17 protein-coding genes and 1 other RNA gene are annotated in these 18,908 nt (G+C 72.2%); 14 read left to right on the top strand and 4 right to left on the bottom strand.

Annotated features, from left to right (window positions below):
* Window positions 1-126 precede the first annotated feature (126 nt).
* From L1857_RS00350 to L1857_RS00340, 3 genes are all read left to right on the top strand, one after another.
* The gene (locus L1857_RS00350) at window positions 127-1,287 is read left to right on the top strand and encodes a beta-ketoacyl synthase N-terminal-like domain-containing protein (protein ID WP_167481604.1); all 1,161 of its coding nucleotides are present in this window, start codon (window positions 127-129) and stop codon (window positions 1,285-1,287) included.
* A 94-nt stretch (window positions 1,288-1,381) separates the two neighbouring features.
* Window positions 1,382-2,506: a 5-methyltetrahydropteroyltriglutamate--homocysteine S-methyltransferase gene (locus L1857_RS00345; RefSeq protein ID WP_094006341.1), complete on the top strand. Its 1,125-nt coding sequence runs from the start codon at window positions 1,382-1,384 to the stop codon at window positions 2,504-2,506.
* A 9-nt stretch (window positions 2,507-2,515) separates the two neighbouring features.
* Entirely contained in the window at window positions 2,516-3,292 is a 777-nt protein-coding gene (locus L1857_RS00340; protein WP_094006340.1) for an IclR family transcriptional regulator, read from the top strand.
* 873 nt (window positions 3,293-4,165) lie between these two features.
* On the opposite strand, the gene L1857_RS00335 is transcribed toward L1857_RS00340, so the two are convergent.
* Complete coding sequence (locus L1857_RS00335) at window positions 4,166-4,657, bottom strand: RrF2 family transcriptional regulator (RefSeq protein ID WP_094006339.1); 492 nt, start codon at window positions 4,655-4,657, stop codon at window positions 4,166-4,168.
* 55 nt (window positions 4,658-4,712) lie between these two features.
* Here L1857_RS00335 and L1857_RS00330 point away from each other — a divergent pair, with 55 nt between their 5' ends.
* From L1857_RS00330 to L1857_RS00320, 3 genes are all read left to right on the top strand, one after another.
* Entirely contained in the window at window positions 4,713-5,459 is a 747-nt protein-coding gene (locus L1857_RS00330) for an SDR family oxidoreductase (RefSeq protein WP_094006338.1), read from the top strand.
* Between the two features lie 85 nt (window positions 5,460-5,544).
* Complete coding sequence (pobA, locus tag L1857_RS00325) at window positions 5,545-6,726, top strand: 4-hydroxybenzoate 3-monooxygenase (RefSeq protein ID WP_116115135.1); 1,182 nt, start codon at window positions 5,545-5,547, stop codon at window positions 6,724-6,726.
* A gap of 57 nt (window positions 6,727-6,783) precedes the next feature.
* Window positions 6,784-7,497 (top strand): Clp protease N-terminal domain-containing protein, encoded by a 714-nt coding sequence (locus L1857_RS00320; protein WP_116115133.1) that lies wholly within the window; start codon window positions 6,784-6,786, stop codon window positions 7,495-7,497.
* 32 nt (window positions 7,498-7,529) lie between these two features.
* Here the strand turns inward: L1857_RS00320 and gndA are convergent, their stop codons facing one another.
* On the bottom strand, window positions 7,530-8,969 hold the full coding sequence (gene gndA, locus L1857_RS00315; RefSeq protein WP_116115131.1) for an NADP-dependent phosphogluconate dehydrogenase: 1,440 nt from the start codon (window positions 8,967-8,969) through the stop codon (window positions 7,530-7,532).
* Window positions 8,970-9,186: 217 nt separating this feature from the next.
* Between gndA and L1857_RS00310 the strand changes: the two genes are divergently transcribed.
* Together L1857_RS00310 and L1857_RS00305 are read left to right on the top strand one after the other, a co-directional pair.
* Complete coding sequence (locus tag L1857_RS00310) at window positions 9,187-10,044, top strand: helix-turn-helix domain-containing protein (RefSeq protein ID WP_094006334.1); 858 nt, start codon at window positions 9,187-9,189, stop codon at window positions 10,042-10,044.
* A gap of 34 nt (window positions 10,045-10,078) precedes the next feature.
* On the top strand, window positions 10,079-10,921 hold the full coding sequence (locus tag L1857_RS00305) for an SAM-dependent methyltransferase (RefSeq protein WP_233157330.1): 843 nt from the start codon (window positions 10,079-10,081) through the stop codon (window positions 10,919-10,921).
* Between the two features lie 260 nt (window positions 10,922-11,181).
* Here L1857_RS00305 and L1857_RS00300 read toward each other — a convergent pair whose 3' ends face one another.
* The gene (locus L1857_RS00300) at window positions 11,182-11,610 is read right to left on the bottom strand and encodes a hypothetical protein (RefSeq protein WP_116115127.1); all 429 of its coding nucleotides are present in this window, start codon (window positions 11,608-11,610) and stop codon (window positions 11,182-11,184) included.
* 620 nt (window positions 11,611-12,230) lie between these two features.
* On the opposite strand from L1857_RS00300, the gene L1857_RS00295 reads away from it, so the two are divergent.
* Window positions 12,231-12,482, top strand: a complete 252-nt coding sequence (locus L1857_RS00295) for a DUF397 domain-containing protein (protein ID WP_094006333.1) — start codon at window positions 12,231-12,233, stop codon at window positions 12,480-12,482.
* 79 nt (window positions 12,483-12,561) lie between these two features.
* Here L1857_RS00295 and L1857_RS00290 read toward each other — a convergent pair whose 3' ends face one another.
* Window positions 12,562-13,134, bottom strand: a complete 573-nt coding sequence (locus L1857_RS00290; protein WP_249464251.1) for a hypothetical protein — start codon at window positions 13,132-13,134, stop codon at window positions 12,562-12,564.
* Between the two features lie 177 nt (window positions 13,135-13,311).
* Between L1857_RS00290 and L1857_RS00285 the strand changes: the two genes are divergently transcribed.
* The 5 genes from L1857_RS00285 (at window position 13,312) to ffs (ending at window position 18,818) form a co-directional block, all read left to right on the top strand.
* Window positions 13,312-14,061: a response regulator transcription factor gene (locus tag L1857_RS00285; RefSeq protein ID WP_116115123.1), complete on the top strand. Its 750-nt coding sequence runs from the start codon at window positions 13,312-13,314 to the stop codon at window positions 14,059-14,061.
* The gene (locus L1857_RS00280; RefSeq protein ID WP_116115121.1) at window positions 14,039-15,535 is read left to right on the top strand and encodes a sensor histidine kinase; all 1,497 of its coding nucleotides are present in this window, start codon (window positions 14,039-14,041) and stop codon (window positions 15,533-15,535) included. Before L1857_RS00285 ends, L1857_RS00280 begins: the two co-directional genes overlap by 23 nt.
* A 79-nt stretch (window positions 15,536-15,614) precedes the next feature.
* Window positions 15,615-16,850 (top strand): bifunctional glycosyltransferase family 2/GtrA family protein, encoded by a 1,236-nt coding sequence (locus L1857_RS00275; protein ID WP_116115137.1) that lies wholly within the window; start codon window positions 15,615-15,617, stop codon window positions 16,848-16,850.
* A 15-nt stretch (window positions 16,851-16,865) separates the two neighbouring features.
* On the top strand, window positions 16,866-18,713 hold the full coding sequence (locus L1857_RS00270; RefSeq protein ID WP_116115119.1) for an ArnT family glycosyltransferase: 1,848 nt from the start codon (window positions 16,866-16,868) through the stop codon (window positions 18,711-18,713).
* 8 nt (window positions 18,714-18,721) lie between these two features.
* An RNA gene (gene ffs / locus L1857_RS00265) (signal recognition particle sRNA small type) lies at window positions 18,722-18,818 on the top strand.
* Window positions 18,819-18,908: the final 90 nt, after the last annotated feature.

Raw genomic sequence — 18,908 nt, 5'->3', positions numbered from 1 at the left:
GTCCGCACCAATCTCCGGTGGCGGACTTCGCTCGGTTATGCCCTTCCGGCCGGCCGACGTTGGCTTGGCATGAGTCCGTCCCTCGGGACGGATCGTAGAGGCAATGACGAAGGAGGGGCGAGTGCGATGGACTCGCGGGAAATGGCGATCTGCGGCATCGGTGCCGTCACCGGCTACGGCTGGGGCCGCGAACACCTGTGGGATGGGCTGACGTCCGGCAAGCCGGCGGCCGGCCTGGAAGCCGGTTACGGGGCCAGTCCGGAGGAACCCGGCTGGGTCGCGAAGGTGGCCGACGGCGGCAACCCGGTGGACGGGCCGAGCCGGTTCGCGCGGGCGATGCGGGCCGCTGCCCGGGAGGCGATAGCCGATGCGGGGGAGCGCGGCTGGCAGCCCGGGAAGCGGGTCGGACTGCTGCACGCGGTGGTGCTCGGCGAGGTGGACCTCTGGCGGGAGTTCTACCTCGACCGCGGAGGCGACGTGCGGCCGCGGGAGTACCTCGGGCTGATGCCGTCGACGCCGATGTCGACGTTCATGCAGGAGTACGGGTTCCACGGACCGGCGATGAACGTGTCGGCCATGTGCGCCTCCGGCAACGCCGGGCTGCTCACCGCGAAGGCGTGGCTGGACGCCGGGATCGTGGACGACGTGGTGTTCGTCGCCACCGACGTGTCGGCGACGCAGGAGAACGTGCGCCACTTCGTGCGGCTCGGCGTGGCCGTCACCGACACCGAACCGCTGGAGGCGTGCCGTCCCTTCCAGGAGGGCAGCCGCGGTTTCCTGGTCGGTGAGGCGGCGGTCGCGTTCGTGCTGTCCCGCAACGCGACTCGCCCCTACGCGATCGCGCTGGGCGGGGCGATGAACCACGACGGGTACCACGTGACCTCGGTCGACCCGGACCTGCGCCAGGTCCGCGGCTGCTTCCGGGACGCGCTGGCCAACGCCGGGGTGCCCGCGGCGGCGGTGCGCTACCTCAACGCGCACGGGCCGGGGACCAAGCAGTGCGACACCGCCGAGGCGACCATCCTCGAGCAGGAGTTCGGGGCCTCGACCGGGGTGTACTCGGTCAAGCCGCTCGTCGGGCACTGCCAGGGCGCGGCCTCGGCGGTCGAGGTGTCGGTCGCCGCGCTCGGCTACGACCGCGGGTACATCCCGGCGCCGCCCGCGGTGGCGCCGGGGCACCCGCAGCTGCTCACCGGCCGGGTCCCGGTCGGTGACGGCCTGACCGTCAAGTCGTCGCTCGGCATGGGCGGCCACAACTCGGTCGTCGTGCTCGGCCCGCCGGCCTGATCCGGAGAACCTTCCGTCCCGCGGTCGTCGAGGCGGGTTTCCGCGGGGCGGAAGGCGGGTTGTGCGCGGTGATGCGGTGCCCGAAGATCGGGGCATGACTGTGCGCACGACACCGCCGTTCCGCGCCGATCACGTGGGCAGCCTGCTGCGGCCCGACGAACTGCACCGGGCCCGCGAGGACTTCGCGCGGGGCGCCATCGGCGCCGAGGACCTGAAGGCCGTGGAGGACAGCGCGATCCGCGACGTGGTCGCGATGCAGCGCGAGGTCGGGCTGCGCTCGGCCACTGACGGCGAGTTCCGCCGCGCCTCCTGGCACATGGACTTCATCTACGCCCTCGACGGCATCTCCCGCAGCGACGAGAAGCTGCACGTCAAGTTCCACAACGCGGCCGGGGACATCGAGTTCAGCCCGGCCGGGCTGAAGGTGGACGGCAAGGTCGGGCTGTCCGGCACGATCTTCGGCGACCACTTCGCGTTCCTGAAGTCCATTGTGGATCCTGCGCAGACGCCGAAGCAGACCATCCCGTCGCCCAGCATGATCTACTACCGGGGCGGCCGCCGCGCCGTCTCCGAGCAGGTCTACCCCGACCTCGAGGAGTTCTACACCGACCTCGCCGCGGCCTACGCCAAGGAGATCGCCGGCATGGCCGAGCTGGGCTGCACCTACCTGCAGCTCGACGACACCAGCCTGGCCTACCTCAACGACCCGGCGCAGCGGCGGCTCGTCGCCGAGATGGGCGGCGACCCGGACAAGCAGCACGTGCGCAACATCAAGACGATGAACGCCGCGCTGGCCGGCCGCCCCGCGGGGCTGACCGTGACGACCCACCTGTGCCGCGGCAACTTCCGCTCGTCGTGGGTGGCCTCCGGCGGGTACGACTTCGTCGCCGACGCGTTGTTCAACGAGCTGGAGGTCGACGGCTACTTCCTGGAGTTCGACGACGAGCGCTCCGGCGGGTTCGAGCCGCTGCGGTTCGTGCCGAAGGGCAAGTACGTCGTGCTCGGGCTGGTCACGACCAAGCGCGGTGAGCTGGAGACGGTCGACTCGCTGCGGCGGCGCATCGACGAGGCGGCGCGCTACGTCGATCTCGACCAGCTGTGCCTGTCCGGGCAGTGCGGGTTCTCCTCCACCGAGGAGGGCAACGACCTCACGCAGGACGAGCAGAAGGCGAAGCTGGAGCGGATCGTCGAGACCGCCGAGCTGGTGTGGGGCCGTTAGCCTGAGCTGATGCGGCACACATCGGCGCAGGCGCCCTCGGTCGTCGACCGCGTGCTGGACGTGCTGGCCGCGTTCACCCCGGAGCGCCCGGCGCTGACGTTGTCCGAGCTGAGCCGCCGCACCGGGCTGCCGCTGTCCACGACGCACCGGATCGTGGGCGAGCTGGCGCGGCGCGGGGCGCTGGAACGGCAGGACGACGGGCAGTACCGGGTCGGGTTGTGGCTGTGGGAGGTCGCGTCGCTGTCGCCGCGCGGGCTGGTTCTCCGAGATGCCGCCATGCCCTTTCTCGAGGACCTGTACGAGGCCACGCACGAGAACGTGCAGCTCGCGGTGCTCGACGTGCCGGACGTGGTGTACGTGGAGCGGATCTCCGGGCGGAACGCGGTGAGCATCGTGTCCCGGCCCGGCGGGCGGCTGGCCGCGCACGCGACCGGGGTCGGGCTGGTGCTGCTGGCGCACGCACCGGCCGAGGTGCAGGAGCAGGTGCTGGCCGCGCCGCTGCGCCGGTACACGCCGAAGACGATCACCTCGGCGGACGAGCTGCGCCGCGTACTGGCCGACGTGCGCCGCGACGGGTACGTGATCAGCGACCGGCAGGTGGAGATGGTGTCCCTGTCGGTGGCGGCGCCGGTGTACGGCCCCGAGGACGCCGTGGTGGCGGCGATCTCGATCGTGATCCCGGCCGCGGGGCCCGACCCACGGTCGATGGTGCCCGCGGTGCGCGCGGCGGCGCGGGGAATCTCGCGAGCGCTGGGCGCGCCGAGGGCACTGCGGCAGCCCAGCTGAGGCCGGGTGCGGGGGCGGGCGGGCGTTGCGGCGGCCGGGTCGGTGGGGCGGTTCAGGGGCGGTGAGCCGGATGCCGGTGGTGGTTCGGCGGCGCTTCGCGCCGGGTGGTGGCTGAGTCGGCGCCGGGTGCGAGACCGGCTCAGCGGCGGTGAGCCAGATGCTGGCCGGGGGTGGCCTGGTGCGCTTCGCGCCGGTTGGTGGCTGGGTCGCTCTCTGGTGGCTGGGTCGGAGCCAGGTGGCGGGTGCGGCTGCCCTGCGGGGCGGGGCCGGAGCTGGGTGGCGGGTGCGGGTGCGGCTCGGGTCGGGTGGCGGGGCCGGTTCGGCGGCGGTGAGCCGGATGCCGGGGGCGGCTCGGCGGCGCTTCGCGGCCGAGTGGGCTGGGTCCCTCTGTGGGGGCTGGGCCGGAGCTGGGTGCCGGTGCGGCCGCGGCTCAGGTCGCTCGGTGGGCGGGGGCAGTGGCCGGTGCCCGGGCGTTGCGGCCGTCGTGGAGTCGGCGGGGCGAGGGCCGGTTCAGCGGCGGAGAGCCGGACGCTTGGCCGGGGGTGGTTCGACGGCGCTTCGCGCCGGGTGGTGGCTGAGCCGGCGCCGGGTGCGAGACCGGCTCAGCGGCGGTGAGCCAGATGCTGGCCGGGGGTGGCCTGGTGCGCTTCGCGCCGGGTGGTGGCTGGGCCGCTCTGTGGGGGCTGGGTCGGAGCAGCGGCGACCGGGCGGCGGACCGCGCTGGCGGGCGGCCCAGGTGGCGGGTGCGGGTGCGGCTCAGGTGGGGTGGCGGAGGCCGGTTCGGCGGCGGTGAGCCCGGACGCCGGGGGTGGCCCGGCGGCGCTTCGCGCCGTGCGGCGGCTGGGGACTGGGCCGGAGCCGAGCGGGAACGGCTCAGCTCGTTCGGCGGGCCGGGGTGATCCCCGCCAGCAGGCGCCGCGTCCGGGCCGGGGCCCACTCCGGCAACTCGGCGAGGATGTCGCCCAGGGACTCGGCCTTCAGGCTCTCCCGCCAGGCCTCGTGGGCGCTCGCCATCTTCGCCGCCAGGATGCACGTGTCGCGGCAGTTTTCCGGCGCCAGGGCGCCCCGGCCCTGCTGCCGGATCTCCCGGCACTCGTACGGCGCGGACGCCCCGTCGACCGCCTCGACGATCTCCAGCAGTGTGATCTCCGCCGCGGGCCGGGCCAGCCGGAAGCCACCGCGGGGGCCGGTCGTCGCGGTCAGCACGCCGGCCCGGACCAGCGCCTTCAGCTGCTTCGCGAGGTAGGGCGCCGGCAGGTCGAAGTACTCCGCGAGCTGCGCCGTCGAGGCGGTGCGGCCCGGTTCGAGCTGCGCCAGCGTCGTCGCGCAGTGCAGGACCCACTCCGTGCTCGATGGCAGCTTCACGCGACCAGTGTATCTCCGATATTGTGGACCCATTAAGTCCACAAAAGGAGAGAGCATGCGCATCGCAGTCGCCGGGGCCACCGGCAACATCGGGAGCCGCACCGTCGCCGTCCTCGAGCGGGACGGGCACGAGGTCGTCCGGATCAGCCGTGCCACCGGCGTCGACATCGCCACCGGCGTGGGCCTGGACGAGGCGCTGACCGGCGTCGGCGCGGTCGTCGACGCCCTGAGCGCGCCGCCGATGGACAGAGACGAAACCGTGGCGTACTTCGGCGGCACCACCCGGAACCTGCTGGCCGCCGAGGAACGCGCCGGGGTGCGGCACCACGTGCTGCTGTCGATCCTGAACGTCGACCGGGTCGAGGGCAACGCGCACTACGCCGGCAAGCGCGAGCAGGAACGGCTCGTGGCCGAGGGGCCGGTGCCGTGGTCGATCGTCCGCGCCGCGCAGTTCCACGACTTCGCCGAGATGGTCGCCGGCTGGGGCGAGCGCGACGGCGTCGTGACGATCGCGCCGCTGCTGGTCCAGCCGGTCGCCCCGGACGACGTCGCTGCCGTGCTCGCCGAGATCGCCGCCGCCGAACCCCGCACCGACCGGCTCGACCTCGCCGGCCCCGAGCCGCAGGACCTCGTCGACATGGCGCGCCGCACCTACGAGGCCCGCGGCCGGTCGGCGACGTTCGCGCCGACCTGGTCCGGGCTGTTCGGCCCGGAGATGGCCGGCGAGGTGATGCTCGCCGGTGACGGCGCCCGCCTCGCACCCACCACGTTCGACGAGTGGCTCGCCGAGCAGCGGCGATGAGCTTCCACTGAATGGAAGTCATGCTGGCCTCGGGCCCGGCCCGACCGCATCCTGGGTGCCGGAACAGCGAAGTTTGGAGGTCGCAGTGACGCGCACACAGGTCGGGATCATCGGCGCCGGGCCGGCAGGTCTGCTGTTGTCGTACCTGCTGCACGCCGAGGGTGTCGACGCCGTGGTCCTCGAGACGCGCAGCCGCGCCTACGTGGAGAAGCGGGTGCGCGCCGGGGTCTGCGAGCACCCGACGGTCGAGCTGCTGCGGGAGATCGGCGTCGGCACGCGGATGGACGCCGAAGGCCTGCCGCACCACGGGTTCTCGCTGCGGTTCGACGGTCAGGACCACCGCATCGCGCTCACCGAGCTGACCGGCAAGTCGATCACCGTGTACGGGCAGCAGGAGATCGTCAAGGACCTGATCGCCGCGCACGAGGCCAAGGGCTACCCGATCCACTTCGAGGTCACCGACGTCGAGCTGCACGACGTGGACACCGAAAACCCGCGCGTCACCTACCGCGACGCCGACGGGGTGGCGCGAACGCTGGAGTGCGACGCGATCGCCGGCTGCGACGGCTTCCACGGCGTCAGCCGCCCGACGATCCCCGCGGACCGGATCACGACGTTCGACCGCGAATACCCGTTCGCGTGGCTGGGCGTGCTGGCGCAGACCCCACCCTCGCACGAGGAGCTGATCTACGCCCACCACGAACGCGGGTTCGCGCTGCACAGCATGCGCTCGCCGGAGATCACGCGGCTCTACCTGCAGGTGCCCAGCGACGAGAAGATCGAGAACTGGTCCGACGACCGCATTTGGTCCGAACTGGACGTCCGGCTCACCACGAACGCGCACGACTTCGTGCTGCGCGAGGGGCCGATCCTGGACAAGGGCATCACGCCGATGCGCAGCTTCGTCACCGAACCCATGCAGTACGGCCGGCTGTTCCTCGCCGGAGACGCCGCGCACATCGTCCCGCCGACCGGCGCCAAGGGCATGAACCTGGCGGTCGCGGACGTCCGCGTGCTGTCCCGTGCGCTGGTGGAGTTGTTGCAGCACAAGCGCGGCGAGCTGGCGGAGTCCTATTCGGACATCTGTCTGCGGCGCGTGTGGCGGGCCGAGCACTTCTCCTGGTACATGACCTCGATGCTGCACGTGGACCCGGCGGCGGACGACTTCGGCCGGCGGCTGCAGCTGTCGCAGCTGCGGTACACGGCGTCCTCCCGCGCCGCGGCGACGAGCATCGCGGAGAACTACGTGGGGCTGCCGTTCGCCTGAAGCCGAATCGTCAACCCTGGGTTGACGTCGCCACGATCGTCAACCTAGGGTTGACGTATGACCAGTTCAGTTCGACTCGACGATTTGATCGAGGCCATCAAGCGGCAGCACCCGGACTCCGATCCCCTCCAGCAGCTCTCCGACGCGGTGCTGCTCGGTGAGCACCTCGGCGACGTCGCCGACCACCTGATCGGCCACTTCGTCGACCAGGCGCGGCGAAGCGGCGCGTCGTGGACGGAGATCGGTGCCAGCATGGGGGTTTCCAAGCAGGCGGCGCAGAAGCGGTTCGTGCCCAAGGAGTTCGACGGCACCGGCCAGGAAGCCTTCACCCGCTTCACCGAACGCGCCCGCCGGGTGATGGTGAACGCCGAGAAGGTCGCCCGCGGCGCGGGCAACGAGCAGATCGAGACCGCGCACATCCTGATCGGCGTGGTCGGCGAGCGGGACGGCCTCGCGGCGAAGGCGTTGGAGAACCTCGGCGTGACGCCGGAAACGGTGGGCGAGCGGGTCAACGCGACCCTGCCGCCGCCCGTGGACGAGCTGCCCACGCACATCCCGTTCAGCCCCGCCGGCCGCAAGGTCATCCAGCTGACCGTGCGGGAAGCCTTGCGGCTGGGGCACAACTACGTCGGCACCGAGCACATCCTGCTCGCCCTGCTCGACCAGGCCGAGGGGCCGGCCTACGACGTGCTCACCGAACTCGGCGTCGCCAAGGGCGCCGTCGAGGAGGAGATCCGCAACATGCTCCGGGCCGTGTACCCGGACGCGTGACGGGCGCCGCGCGGACGCCCGTCACGCGGCGATCAAGCCCCGGCCTCGGGGCGGCCGTCCTCGGCCCAGCGGGTGTGGAACGAGCCCTCCCGGTCGACCCGGCGGTAGGTGTGCGCGCCGAAGAAGTCGCGCTGCCCCTGCACCAGGGCGGCCGGGAGCCGCTCGGCGCGCAGGCCGTCGTAGTAGGCCAGCGCGGTCGAGAAGCCCGGCGTCGGGATGCCCAGCCGCACCGCGGTGGAGATTACCGACCGCCACGCGTCCTGCGCGTCCTCCACGGCCTTGCGGAAGTCGCCCGCGGTGAGCAGCGTCGGCAGGCCCGGCTCGGCGGCGTAGGCGGCCCGGATGTCGTCCAGGAACTTCGCCCGGATGATGCAGCCGCCGCGCCAGATCGCGGCCAGCGCGCCGAGGTCGATGTCCCAGCCGTACTCCGCGCCACCGGCCTGGATCTGGTTGAAGCCCTGCGCGTAGGCGACGATCTTCGACGCGTACAGCGCGCGCTCGACGTCATCGGCGAAGGTCTCCGCCGCCGCGCCGGTCAGCGGGGCGCGCGTCGGGCCGGGCAGGCCGCGGCTGGCCGCGCGCAGGTCCGCGCTGCCGGACAGGGACCGCGCGAACACCGCCTCCGCGATGCCGCTGATCGGCACGCCGAGGTCCAGGCCGATCTGCACGGTCCAGCGGCCGGTGCCCTTCTGCTCGGCCTGGTCGGTCACGATGTCCACGAACGGCTTGCCGGTCGCGGCGTCGGTGTGCGCCAGCACCTCGGCGGTGATCTCGATCAGGTACGAGTCGAGCCGCCCGGTGTTCCAGGTGCGGAACACCTCCGCGATCTGCCCCGGCTCGTACCCGAGCGCGCCGCGCAGCAGGTCGAACGACTCCGCGATCAGCTGCATGTCGGAGTACTCGATGCCGTTGTGCACCATCTTCACGAAGTGACCGGCGCCGTCCGGGCCGATGTGGGTGCAGCACGGGTCGCCGTCGACCTTGGCCGAGATGCTCTCGAACAGCGGCCCGAGCGACTCGTACGACTCCTTCGACCCGCCGGGCATGATGCTCGGCCCGTGCAGCGCGCCCTCCTCGCCGCCGGAGACGCCGGTGCCGACGAAGTGCAGCCCGCGCTCGCGCAGCGCGGCCTCGCGGCGCCGGGTGTCGGCGAAGTGCGCGTTGCCCGCGTCGACGATCACGTCGCCCTCTTCCAGCAGCGGCGCGAACTCCTCGATGACGGCGTCCGTCGGGGCGCCGGCCTTGACCATGATCACCAGCTTGCGCGGCCGCTCGAGCGCGTCCACGAACTCCTGCGCGGAGTAGGTGGGGATGAATTCGCCTTCGTCGCCGAACTGCTCCACCAGGTCGCGAGTGCGCTGTTCCGAGCGGTTGTGCAGGGCGACGGTGTGCCCGTGCCGCGCCAGGTTGCGCGCCAGGTTCCGGCCCATGACGGCCAGGCCCGTGACGCCGATGCTCGCCTTCTTGCTCATGCGCAGCCTTCCCTCTCGAAGCTCTCTCCGCACCCTAGCGCGACGCCTGTTCCCGCAGGTGAACGCGTGAGTAACTAGCGTTGGGCCGCGTTTCCTGCCAAACTCCATCCAGTCATTGCCGCGCTACGGTGCGGCATGGAGTACGGTCGTGGGTTCCACTACCAGGGATGAGGCGGGACGAGGTGCCGTGGAGCGGGTGAGGGCGCGGAACTAGGCAATGGCGAGCACCGTTACTTCCCGTCGCAAGCAACTCGGCAACGAGCTCCGGCACGCGCGGCTGGCCGCGAAGATGACCCAGCAGCAGGTCGCCGAGGTCCTCGGCTGCACCCAGGGCAAGGTCAACAAGATCGAATCCGGCGCGGTGGGCGTCAAGCTCGGTGACGTGCGCACGATGCTGGAGGCGTTCGGCGTCAACGGTGACGAGTCGGAGGCGCTGATGAGCCTGGCACGCGCGGCGGCGGGGCAGCGGGGTGCGTGGTCCGGCTACCGGTCCGTGGTGCCGCACTGGTTCCGCACGTTCACCGACCTCGAACCGGCCGCCGTGGAGATCATGACCTGGCACGGCGAGCGCATCCCCGGACCGCTGCAGTCCGAGCACTACATGCTCAAGCAGTTCACCGAGTTCGGCGCCACCGACGTGACGTCGCTGGTGCGCAACCGGCTGGACCGCAAGGCGGTCTTCGACCAGCCGCAGCCGCCGTACTACCGGTTCATCATCAGCGAGGCCGCGCTGCACCGCGCGCCCGGCGGCCGGGCGCCCGCGGTGATGCTGGACCAGATCGAGCACCTGCTGGAGCTGGACCGGCGCCAGCGCGTGTACATCCACGTGCTGCCGTTCGGGGCCCGGCTGGCCGCGGTGCCCAACGACTTCACGATCATGCGCTTCCCCGACCGCACCCGGGACTTCGTCTACATCGAACACTCGGCGGGCGGGGTCTACCTGGACGACCAGAAGGACTTCCAGCTGTTCGTCGACGCGTGGGACCGCCTGCGCGGCGCGGCGCTGGAACGGCAGGAGACGCGTGAGTTCCTGAAGAACATGGCCGATCAGTACCGCGTGGCGATGGGGGCCTAGGCTCCGGTCAAGATCAACTTGTCGGGGGTTGAGCGTGACCGAACCGGATCAGGACGGCGTGGACCTGGACCGTCCCAACGCCGTCCGCATGTACGACTACTACCTGGGTGGGACGGGGAACTGGGCGATGGACCGCGCCCTCGGTGACCGCGTGCTGGCCGAGGTCCCGTTCGCGCCGCTGATCGCCCGCGCGAACCTGGAGTTCCTCGAACGCGTCGTGCGGTTCTGCCTGCGCAACGGCGTCGACCAGTTCCTCGACGTCGGCTCCGGCGGGCCGACCGTGGGGACCGTGCACCGGATCGCCCACTCGCTCGACCCGGCCAGCCGCTGCGTGTACGTGGACCGCGAGCACGTCGCCGTCGCCCACGGGCAGTTGATGCTGGAGCGTGAGGGCGACCCCTCGCGGCACGCGATCGTCCGCGCCGACCAGCGGGACCCGGACGCGGTGTGGCGGGCGGCGATGGGCACCGGCGTGCTCGACCGGACGCGGCCGATCGGGTTGATCTTCTGCGCGGCGCTGCACTTCATCCCCAACGACGAGCCCGCGGGCGAGATCGTGGCCGCCTACCGGGCGCGGCTGCCAGTCGGCTCGTACCTGGCGATCTCCCATGCGACGTACGACGACCTCGACGTGCCCGCGGACTACGCGGCGAGCATCCGGGCGGCGTTCGCGTTGTACGAGAAGTCCGGGACGCCCGCGTTCTCCCGCCGGTACGACGAGATCGCGTCCTTCTTCGGGGACTTCGAGATGGTGGAGCCGGGTGTGGTGTGGCTGCCGCAGTGGCGGCTGGCGGAAGCACCGTCCCCGGTGACGCAGAACTTCGTGGCGCGCCCGTCGATGTCGATCGGCTGGTGCGGGGTGGGCCGCAAGCGCTGAGTCAGGGCTGTTCGTCGAGGAATGCGGGGATCGTCGCGAACTCGGCCGGGTGGCGTAGGTGCTCGGGTGGCCGGCCGTTGGCTGCGGGGGTGCGGCCCGCTAGGTCCGTGGGCGGGGCAGCGCCAGTTCCGCGCTGTGGCGCCACGCGTGCCAGTGCCGCCGGAACGAGCGCGGCAGCAGTGTCCACCTGCGACGGCCACGGTGTGCGGCCGCCGGCTCGCTCCGGTGGGGCGTGGTCGGGTCGGTCAGGATGCGGACGGTCATCTCCGTCCCCCTTCCAGTCGCGGCCGGGGGTTCCGGCAGACGCCGACGAGACAGCGCTCGCACGGCATGCCGGCGCCCAGGGGCAGCCATTCGATCTCCGGTAGCCGGAGGCGCGCGCCGCAACCGGCGGTCATCGCGCCGCGCAGGACCGTGCCGGGTTCCAGCGGGAACAGGTGCGCGCACCGCCGGGATTCGCGCGCGGTGCCGGGCGCCTGCCGCCCGATGACGGTGACCGGGCCGGGCCAGTCCTCGCGCAGGTACCACACCGCGGAGGCGTCGGCGTCCGCGGCGAGCCAGCCGAGCATCCGGGACAGCGCTTCCGCCGGGCTCGCCGCGCGGGCGGCCTCGTCACGCCCGTTGACCTTCCCGACGACGATGAAGGGATCCGGTCGGCGCGTGAGCGCGGGCTGCCCGGTGGCGTCCACTTCGGGGGCTCCCGTGTGGCTGGCGGGGGCGGCCCCGGCGGCGAGGGGATCCGGTCGGCGCGTGAGCGCGGGCTGCCCGGTGGCGTCCAGTTCGGGGGCTTCCGTGTGGCTGGCGGGGGCGGCCCCGGCGGCGAGGGGATCCGGGCGGCGCGTGACCGCAGGCCGCTCAGTGGCGTTCGCGCCGGGGGCTTCCACGCGGGGTGCGGGGGTGGCCACGACGGCGGAGGGATCCGGGCGGCGTGTCGGTGGGCGCGTGGGCTCGTCGCGGCCGTTAGCCACGACGGAATCCGGGCGGCGCGTCAGCGCGGGCTGTTCCGTGGCGTCCGCGCCGGGCGCTTCGGTGCGGCTGGCGGGGGCGGCCACCGAGGAATCCGGTCGGTGCGGCGGCGCAGGGCGTTCCGTCACGTCTCCGAGCACCGTCGAACCTCCCCCAAGGACTGGAACCGGGCCGTGTGATCGACCCGACCGGCAGGAATAATCCTACTCCTGGAATAATCCCGGTGTCGAGTGATCAACATTCACCTCACCCGACTGGACCCACGTGGTTCCAACGAAAGGACCAGGCTCGCCCCTGTTCGCTACGCGACGGGGTGGGACCTCAGGCACGGAGGTAGGGACTGATGCCGGAATACCCGCGACCGGTGGATTACGACCCGCACGACGCGGTGCACCTGTTCGACGAGTCGAAGTGGCAGAAGTCCTTCGCCAGCGAGCCCAACGGCGGCAACTGCGTGGAGGTCAACCTGGCCGCGCCGGGGCTGGTCGGCGTGCGCGACACCAAGCTGGCGAGCAGCCCGGTCTTCGTGTTCGACGCCGGCGAGTGGGCGGCCTTCCTCGAAGGCGTCAAGGCGGGCCAGTTCGACCTGCGCTGACGCCGATTATCGAAACTCGTGTGTTATTCCCCACAGTGCGGCGCTTCCGGGTCGCCGGCCGACCCGGAAGCGCCGGGGCTCACGGCCGGCCGCCACCCGGGCCCTGACCACCAGGAGCCTGGCCGCCGGGGAACCCGCCGGGCCCGCTCTGCTGGGCCGAACCCTCGGTGATCGACGTCGCGGTGGCGGTGTCGCCGGAGACCTTCGCCAGCACCGTCACCGTCGAGCCGGTGGCCAGGTTGCTCGCCTTCTGGGTGGCCGAGTCGATCACGTACGTCTGGGTGTAGTCGTCCTCGCTGCGCACCGTGATCGAGGTGGCGCTCAGCGCGCTGACCTCGCCGGTCTGGAACCGCTCGACCGCGTACCCGCCGCCGGCGGCCACCGTGAAGTCTCCGTGCAGCGCCTCCCGCAGGATCGACGCCGAACCACCCATCTGACCCATCCGGCCGCCACCCGGGAAACCGCCCATGCCGCCCTGCTGGTTCGCCTCGGACGAGGTGCCCGCGTAGATCGCGACCCCGCCGACGGCGGCTATGACGACCGCCACGGCCGCGGCGATCGCGGTCTTCCTGCCGGACCACTTGGGCGCGGGCGGCTGCGGGTCTCCCCACGCGGCGGCAGGTGCCTCGGTGGTCGTCGGCTCCGTGCTCATCGTGTCCCTTTCGCTGTCGGTCGCGGCAGGGGCCACCCCTGCCACCCCACAGGTTCGGCAGGCCAACTGTGCGGAGGCTGTGTACGAGGTGGGCGGACGCTGTGCACGGCGAGCGCTCACAGGAAACACACAGACGGGTCACAGGAAGGACCCACCGGCGCGGCCCAGGATGAGACCATGACCAGCATGAACGCCGCGATGTCCGGCGCGGGCAAGGCCGGCCTCAAGCACCCCGACGGCTCGGCGGTGCGGGTCCTCGTCGTCGACGACGAGGAGACCCTGGCCGAGCTGGTGTCGATGGCCCTGCGCATGGAGGGCTGGGAGACCCGCAGCGCCGGCACCGGCACCGAGGCGGTCCGCGTGGCCCGCGAGTTCCGCCCCGACGCCGTCGTGCTCGACGTCATGCTGCCCGACTTCAGCGGCCTGGAGGTGCTCAGCAAGCTGCGTGCCGAGACGCCGCACCTGCCGGTGCTGTTCCTCACCGCGCGGGACGCGGTGGAGGACCGCATCGCCGGCCTGACCGCGGGCGGCGACGACTACGTGACCAAGCCGTTCAGCCTGGAAGAGGTCGTGCTCCGCCTGCGTGCCCTGCTGCGCCGCTCGCGGGTGGTGGCCGCCACCGAGGGCTCGACCCTGACGGTCGGCGACCTGACCCTGGACGAGGACAGCCGCGAGGTGTTCCGCGGTGGCGACCCGATCTCGCTGACGGCCACCGAATTCGAGCTGTTGCGCTACCTGATGCGCAACCCCAAGCGCGTGCTGTCCAAGGCCCAGATCCTGGACCGGGTGTGGAGCTACGACTTCGGCGGCCAGGCCAACATCGTCGAGCTCTATATTTCCTACCTGCGGAAGAAGATCGACGCGGGCAGGGAGCCGATGATCCACACGCTGCGCGGCGCGGGGTATGTCCTCAAGCCGGCAGGCTGAGCACGCCCGCTCCCGGCGGCTCCTGCCCTCCTCCCTGCGCGGCAAGCTGATCGCGCAGGTCATCGCGCTGCTGGCGCTCGTGTGCCTGGTCGTCGGCCTGGTCACCGAGCTCGCGCTGCGCAGCTTCCTCTACCACCAGCTCGACGACCGGCTCGTCGCGGCGAGCGAGCGGGGCACCCGCCAGCCGCCGCCGGGGTCGTGGAACGGCCCGCCGAACCAGCCGCCGCCGGACTCGCTGCGGGTCCCGGGGCAGGGCATCGGCACGCTGGCCGTCGTCGTGTTCCCGGACGGCGCCGTGCGGGCCGGGGTGCTGCGCGGCGGTTCCACCTCGTCGGACAACCCGTTCCCCAGTGATCCGGTGCCCGCCGAGCAGCTGCGCACGTTGCTCGCGCTGCCCGCCGACGGCGAGCGGCGCAGTGTCGACCTCGGCGATCTCGGCGACTACCGCGTCGTGTCGGTGCGGGCCCCGGACGGCGCGCTGCTGATCACCGGTCTCCCGCTGGCGGAGGTGACCGACACGCTGTGGCGGCTCGGGTTCATCTTCGGCGGGGTCGCGCTCGGCGGCCTGCTCGTCGCGGGCGGGCTCGGCGCGATCACCATCCGGCGCACCATGCGTCCGCTGGACCGGCTCGCCGACACCGCCGCCAAGGTGTCCCAGCTGCAACTCGACCGCGGCGAGGTCGCGTTGTCGATCCGGGTGCAACCGGTCGACACCGACACCCGCACCGAGGTCGGCAAGGTCGGCGCGGCGTTCAACCAGATGCTCGGGCACGTCGGCGCGGCGCTGACCGCGCGGCAGGCCAGCGAAAGCCGGGTGCGGCAGTTCGTCGCCGACGCCAGCCACGAGCTGCGCACGCCGCTCGCGGCCATCCGCGGGTACGCCGAGCTGGCCCGGCGCGGCGGCGACACCGTGCCGCCGGACATCGCATTCGCGTTGGGCCGGGTCGAGTCCGAATCGGCCCGGATGACCACCCTGGTCGAGGACCTGCTGCTGCTCGCGCGCCTGGACTCCGGGCGGCACCGCGTCCACGAGCCGGTCGACTTCTCCCGGATCGTGGCCGACGCGGTGTCCGACGCGACCGTCGCCGGTCCGGACCACCGGTGGCGGCTCGACGTGCCCGCTGACCCGATCACCGTCGCCGGCGACGCCGACCAGCTGCACCAGGTCGTGCTCAACCTGCTCAACAACGCCCGCACTCACACCCCGCCGGACACCGTGGTCACCACGAAACTGTCCACTGAGGACACCGAGGTGGTGCTGCGCGTGACCGACAACGGGCCGGGCATCGCGCCGGAGGTCCTGCCGACGGTGTTCGAGCGGTTCGCCCGCGGCGACACCTCCCGCTCCCGCGCGGCCGGCAGCACCGGGCTGGGCCTGGCGATCGTGGCCGCCGTCGTCGCCGCCCACCGCGGCCGCGTCGGTGTCGAAAGCAGGCCGGGTCACACCGAATTCACGGTGCGTTTTCCCAGGTAAGCCGTTCGGGAGCCGCTCACAGGCTGCGCACAGCTCAGGCACATGATCGCCACAACGCGGCGGGCCACCGTCAGTGTTCATGACGACCTCCGCCGACGCCTCCCCCGCACCTCTGCCGGCCGACCCACCGCAACGGAGCACGTCCCCGGTCCTCGACGTCGTCGTCCCCGTGTACAACGAGGAGACCGACCTCGCGCCCTGCGTGCGCCGCCTGCACGCGTACCTGTCCGACGCACTGCCCTACCCGTTCCGCATCACCGTCGCCGACAACGCGAGCACCGACTCGACGCTGGCTCTCGCGCGGGCGCTCGCCGCCGAACTGCCCGAGGTCGAGGTGCGGCACCTGGACCAGAAGGGCCGCGGCCGGGCGCTCAACGCCGTCTGGTCCGCCTCCGACGCCCAGGTGCTGGCCTACCTGGACGTCGACCTGTCCACGGACCTCGCCGCGCTCCTCCCGCTGGTCGCGCCGCTGATCTCCGGGCACTCCGACCTGGCGATCGGGTCCCGGCTGGCCCGCGGCGCCCGGGTCGTGCGCGGACCGAAACGCGAGTTCATCTCGCGCAGCTACAACCTGATCCTGCGCGGCGCGCTGGCCGCCCGGTTCAGCGACGCGCAGTGCGGCTTCAAGGCCATCCGCGCCGACGTCGCCCGGCAGTTGCTGCCGCTGGTCGAAGACACCGGCTGGTTCTTCGACACCGAGCTGCTCGTCCTCGCGCAGCGCTCCGGCCTGCGCATCCACGAGGTGCCGGTGGACTGGGTCGACGACCCGGACTCGTCGGTCGACATCGTCGCCACCGCCACCGCGGACCTCAAGGGCGTCGCCCGGATGATCCGCGGCTTCGCGCGCGGCACCCTGCCCATCAGCCAGATCCGCGCCCAGCTGGGGAGGCACCCGATCGCCGTCACCGAACCCGGCGTCCCGCCGACACTGGCCAAGCAGCTCGTCCGGTTCGCCGCGATCGGCGTCGGCAGCACCCTGGCCTACCTGGCGCTCTACGTCCTGCTGCGGACCGGGATCGGCGCGCAGGCGGCGAACCTGATCGCGCTGCTGGTCACCGCGGTCGCCAACACCGCGGCCAACCGGCGGTTCACGTTCGGCGTGCGCGGGCCGAAGGGCGCCGGGCGGCACCAGTTCGAGGGCCTGATCGTCTTCGGCCTCGGGCTGGCGCTGACCAGCGGATCGCTGGCGCTGCTGCACGCCGGCGGCGAACCCGGGCGGTTCGCCGAGCTGGTGGTGCTCGTCCTGGCCAACCTGGCCGCGACCGTCCTGCGGTTCCTGCTGTTCCGCAACTGGGTCTTCCGAAAGAACCGATAGGAGAACCGACTCGACATGTCGACTGCGGCTGTTTCCTCCGATCCGGCCCGCCTCGGTCCGGTCCCCGCCGCGGCGCGATCGCGGACCGCCGGCCGGCCACCGTGGGTCCGGTCCTCGGTCGCCGTCCTGCTGGTCGCGACCGCCGCGCTGTACCTGTGGAACCTGAGCGCGTCCGGATACGCCAACGACTTCTACGCGATGGCCGTGGAGGCCGGCACGAAGAACTGGGAGGCGTTGTTCTTCGGGTCGCTGGACCCGGGCAACGTGATCACGGTCGACAAACCGCCCGCGTCGCTGTGGTTGATGGCGTTGTCCGGGCGGCTGCTCGGCTTCTCCAGCTTCAGCATGCTGCTGCCCAACGCGCTGTGCGGCGTGGCGTCGGTGGCCCTGCTGTACGCGGCCGTGCGCCGCACCTCGGGCCCGCTGGCCGGGCTCATCGCGGGCGCGGCGCTGGCGCTGACCCCGGTCGCGGCGCTGATGTTCAAGTTCAACAACCCGGACGCGCTGCTCGTGCTGCTGATGGTGGCCGGCGCCTACTGCACGGTCCGGGCCCTGGACCGGGCGAGCACCGGGTGGCTGCTGCTCGCCGGTGCCGCGCTCGGGTTCGGGTTCCTCACCAAGATGCTGCAGGCGTTCCTGGTGCTGCCCGCGTTCGCGCTGGTGTACCTGGTCGCCGCGCCGGCCGGGCTGGGCAAACGCTTGCTCCAGCTGCTCGGGGCCGGTGTCGCGGTCGTGGTCGCCGCGGGCTGGTGGATCGTGGCGGTCGCGTTGTGGCCCACCGGGTCCCGGCCCTACATCGGCGGGTCGACCGACAACACGCCGCTGGATCTGGCGTTCGGGTACAACGGGCTGGGCCGGATCTTCGGCGGTGCGGGCAACGGTGGCGGCGGTGGTGCCGGTATGAGCGGCAACACCATGTTCGGCGGGGAGACCGGGCTGCTGCGCATGTTCGGCGCGTCGTTCGGGCTGGAGATCTCCTGGCTGCTGCCCGCCGCGCTGATCGCGCTGGTCGCCGGGCTGTGGTTCACCCGGTTCGCGCCGCGGCTGGACCGCACGCGTGCCGCGCTGCTGCTGTGGGGCGGCTGGACGGTCGTCACCGCGCTGGTCTTCAGCTTCATGAGCGGGACGATCCACCCGTACTACACGGTGGCGCTGGCCCCGGGAATCGCCGGCCTGATCGGCATCGGAGCGGTCGAGCTGTGGCGTGGACGGCACAACTTCGCCGCCCGGATCGTGCTGGCGCTGATGCTCGCGGCGACCGGGGTGTGGGACTTCATCCTGCTCGACCGGACGCCGGACTGGCAGCCGTGGCTGCGGTGGGTGCTGCTGGTGCTGACCGCGCTGGTGGTCGCCGGGCTGCTGTTCGGGCTCGACCGTCTCCGGCGGGCGGGGACCGTGCTGGCGGTGGCCGGGGTGATCACGGGCCTGCTCGCGCCGGGGGCGTACGCCGTCGTCACGGCGGGTCAGGGGCACACCGGGTCGATCCCGACGTCCGGGCCGTCCGGCAACTCGATGGGCTTCGGCGACCGGGCAGGCGCGGAGTCGAGCGAGTTGATCGCGCTGCTCCGGCAGACCACGACGAAGTGGTCCGCGGCTTCCAACGGCTCCCAGTCGGCGGCCGGCCTCGCGCTCGGCTCGGACACCGCCGTGATCGCGATCGGCGGCTTCAACGGCGGCGACCCGGCGCCGACGCTGGACGAGTTCAAGCGGTACGTCGCCGACGGGGAGATCACGTACTACGTCTCCGACGGCATGGGCCGAGGCTCCGGCGAGATCGAGCAGTGGGTGACGGAGAACTTCACTGCTCAAACGGTGGGCGGCACGACGGTCTACGACCTGACGACAGCGGCCGCGGCCGGTTGAGTACACTGACGGTGGACCCCCGCGGCGTCCATCCTGTGAACCTCCCCAGGGCCGGAAGGCAGCAAGGATAAGCAGGCTCTGACGGGTGCGGGGGTCCCCTTCGTCAAGGGCTCCCCCTTGCACGAAGGGGACTGCGTCCGCTGTGTTCGTCGGGGGGCGACCCCCGGACCCCCACGGTGCGAGCTCCTCGCCTTG

It is taken from the genome of Amycolatopsis thermalba (assembly GCF_023376025.1).
Classification (GTDB): domain Bacteria; phylum Actinomycetota; class Actinomycetes; order Mycobacteriales; family Pseudonocardiaceae; genus Amycolatopsis_E; species Amycolatopsis_E thermalba.
The sequence above is the reverse complement of the archived record's forward strand: the minus strand, read 5'-3'. Positions and strand labels throughout refer to the sequence as shown.

Bases quoted from the DNA above. Each gene is read 5' to 3' on its own strand.
- L1857_RS00350 (WP_167481604.1), top strand. From the start codon at position 127: ATGGACTCGCGGGAAATGGCGATCTGCGGCATCGGTGCCGTCACCGGC.
- L1857_RS00345 (WP_094006341.1), top strand. From the start codon at position 1,382: ATGACTGTGCGCACGACACCGCCGTTCCGCGCCGATCACGTGGGCAGC.
- L1857_RS00340 (WP_094006340.1), top strand. From the start codon at position 2,516: ATGCGGCACACATCGGCGCAGGCGCCCTCGGTCGTCGACCGCGTGCTG.
- L1857_RS00330 (WP_094006338.1), top strand. From the start codon at position 4,713: ATGCGCATCGCAGTCGCCGGGGCCACCGGCAACATCGGGAGCCGCACC.
- L1857_RS00320 (WP_116115133.1), top strand. From the start codon at position 6,784: ATGACCAGTTCAGTTCGACTCGACGATTTGATCGAGGCCATCAAGCGG.
- gndA (WP_116115131.1), bottom strand. From the start codon at position 8,969: ATGAGCAAGAAGGCGAGCATCGGCGTCACGGGCCTGGCCGTCATGGGC.
- L1857_RS00310 (WP_094006334.1), top strand. From the start codon at position 9,187: ATGGCGAGCACCGTTACTTCCCGTCGCAAGCAACTCGGCAACGAGCTC.
- L1857_RS00295 (WP_094006333.1), top strand. From the start codon at position 12,231: ATGCCGGAATACCCGCGACCGGTGGATTACGACCCGCACGACGCGGTG.
- L1857_RS00290 (WP_249464251.1), bottom strand. From the start codon at position 13,134: ATGAGCACGGAGCCGACGACCACCGAGGCACCTGCCGCCGCGTGGGGA.
- L1857_RS00285 (WP_116115123.1), top strand. From the start codon at position 13,312: ATGACCAGCATGAACGCCGCGATGTCCGGCGCGGGCAAGGCCGGCCTC.
- L1857_RS00280 (WP_116115121.1), top strand. From the start codon at position 14,039: ATGTCCTCAAGCCGGCAGGCTGAGCACGCCCGCTCCCGGCGGCTCCTG.
- L1857_RS00275 (WP_116115137.1), top strand. From the start codon at position 15,615: ATGACGACCTCCGCCGACGCCTCCCCCGCACCTCTGCCGGCCGACCCA.
- L1857_RS00270 (WP_116115119.1), top strand. From the start codon at position 16,866: ATGTCGACTGCGGCTGTTTCCTCCGATCCGGCCCGCCTCGGTCCGGTC.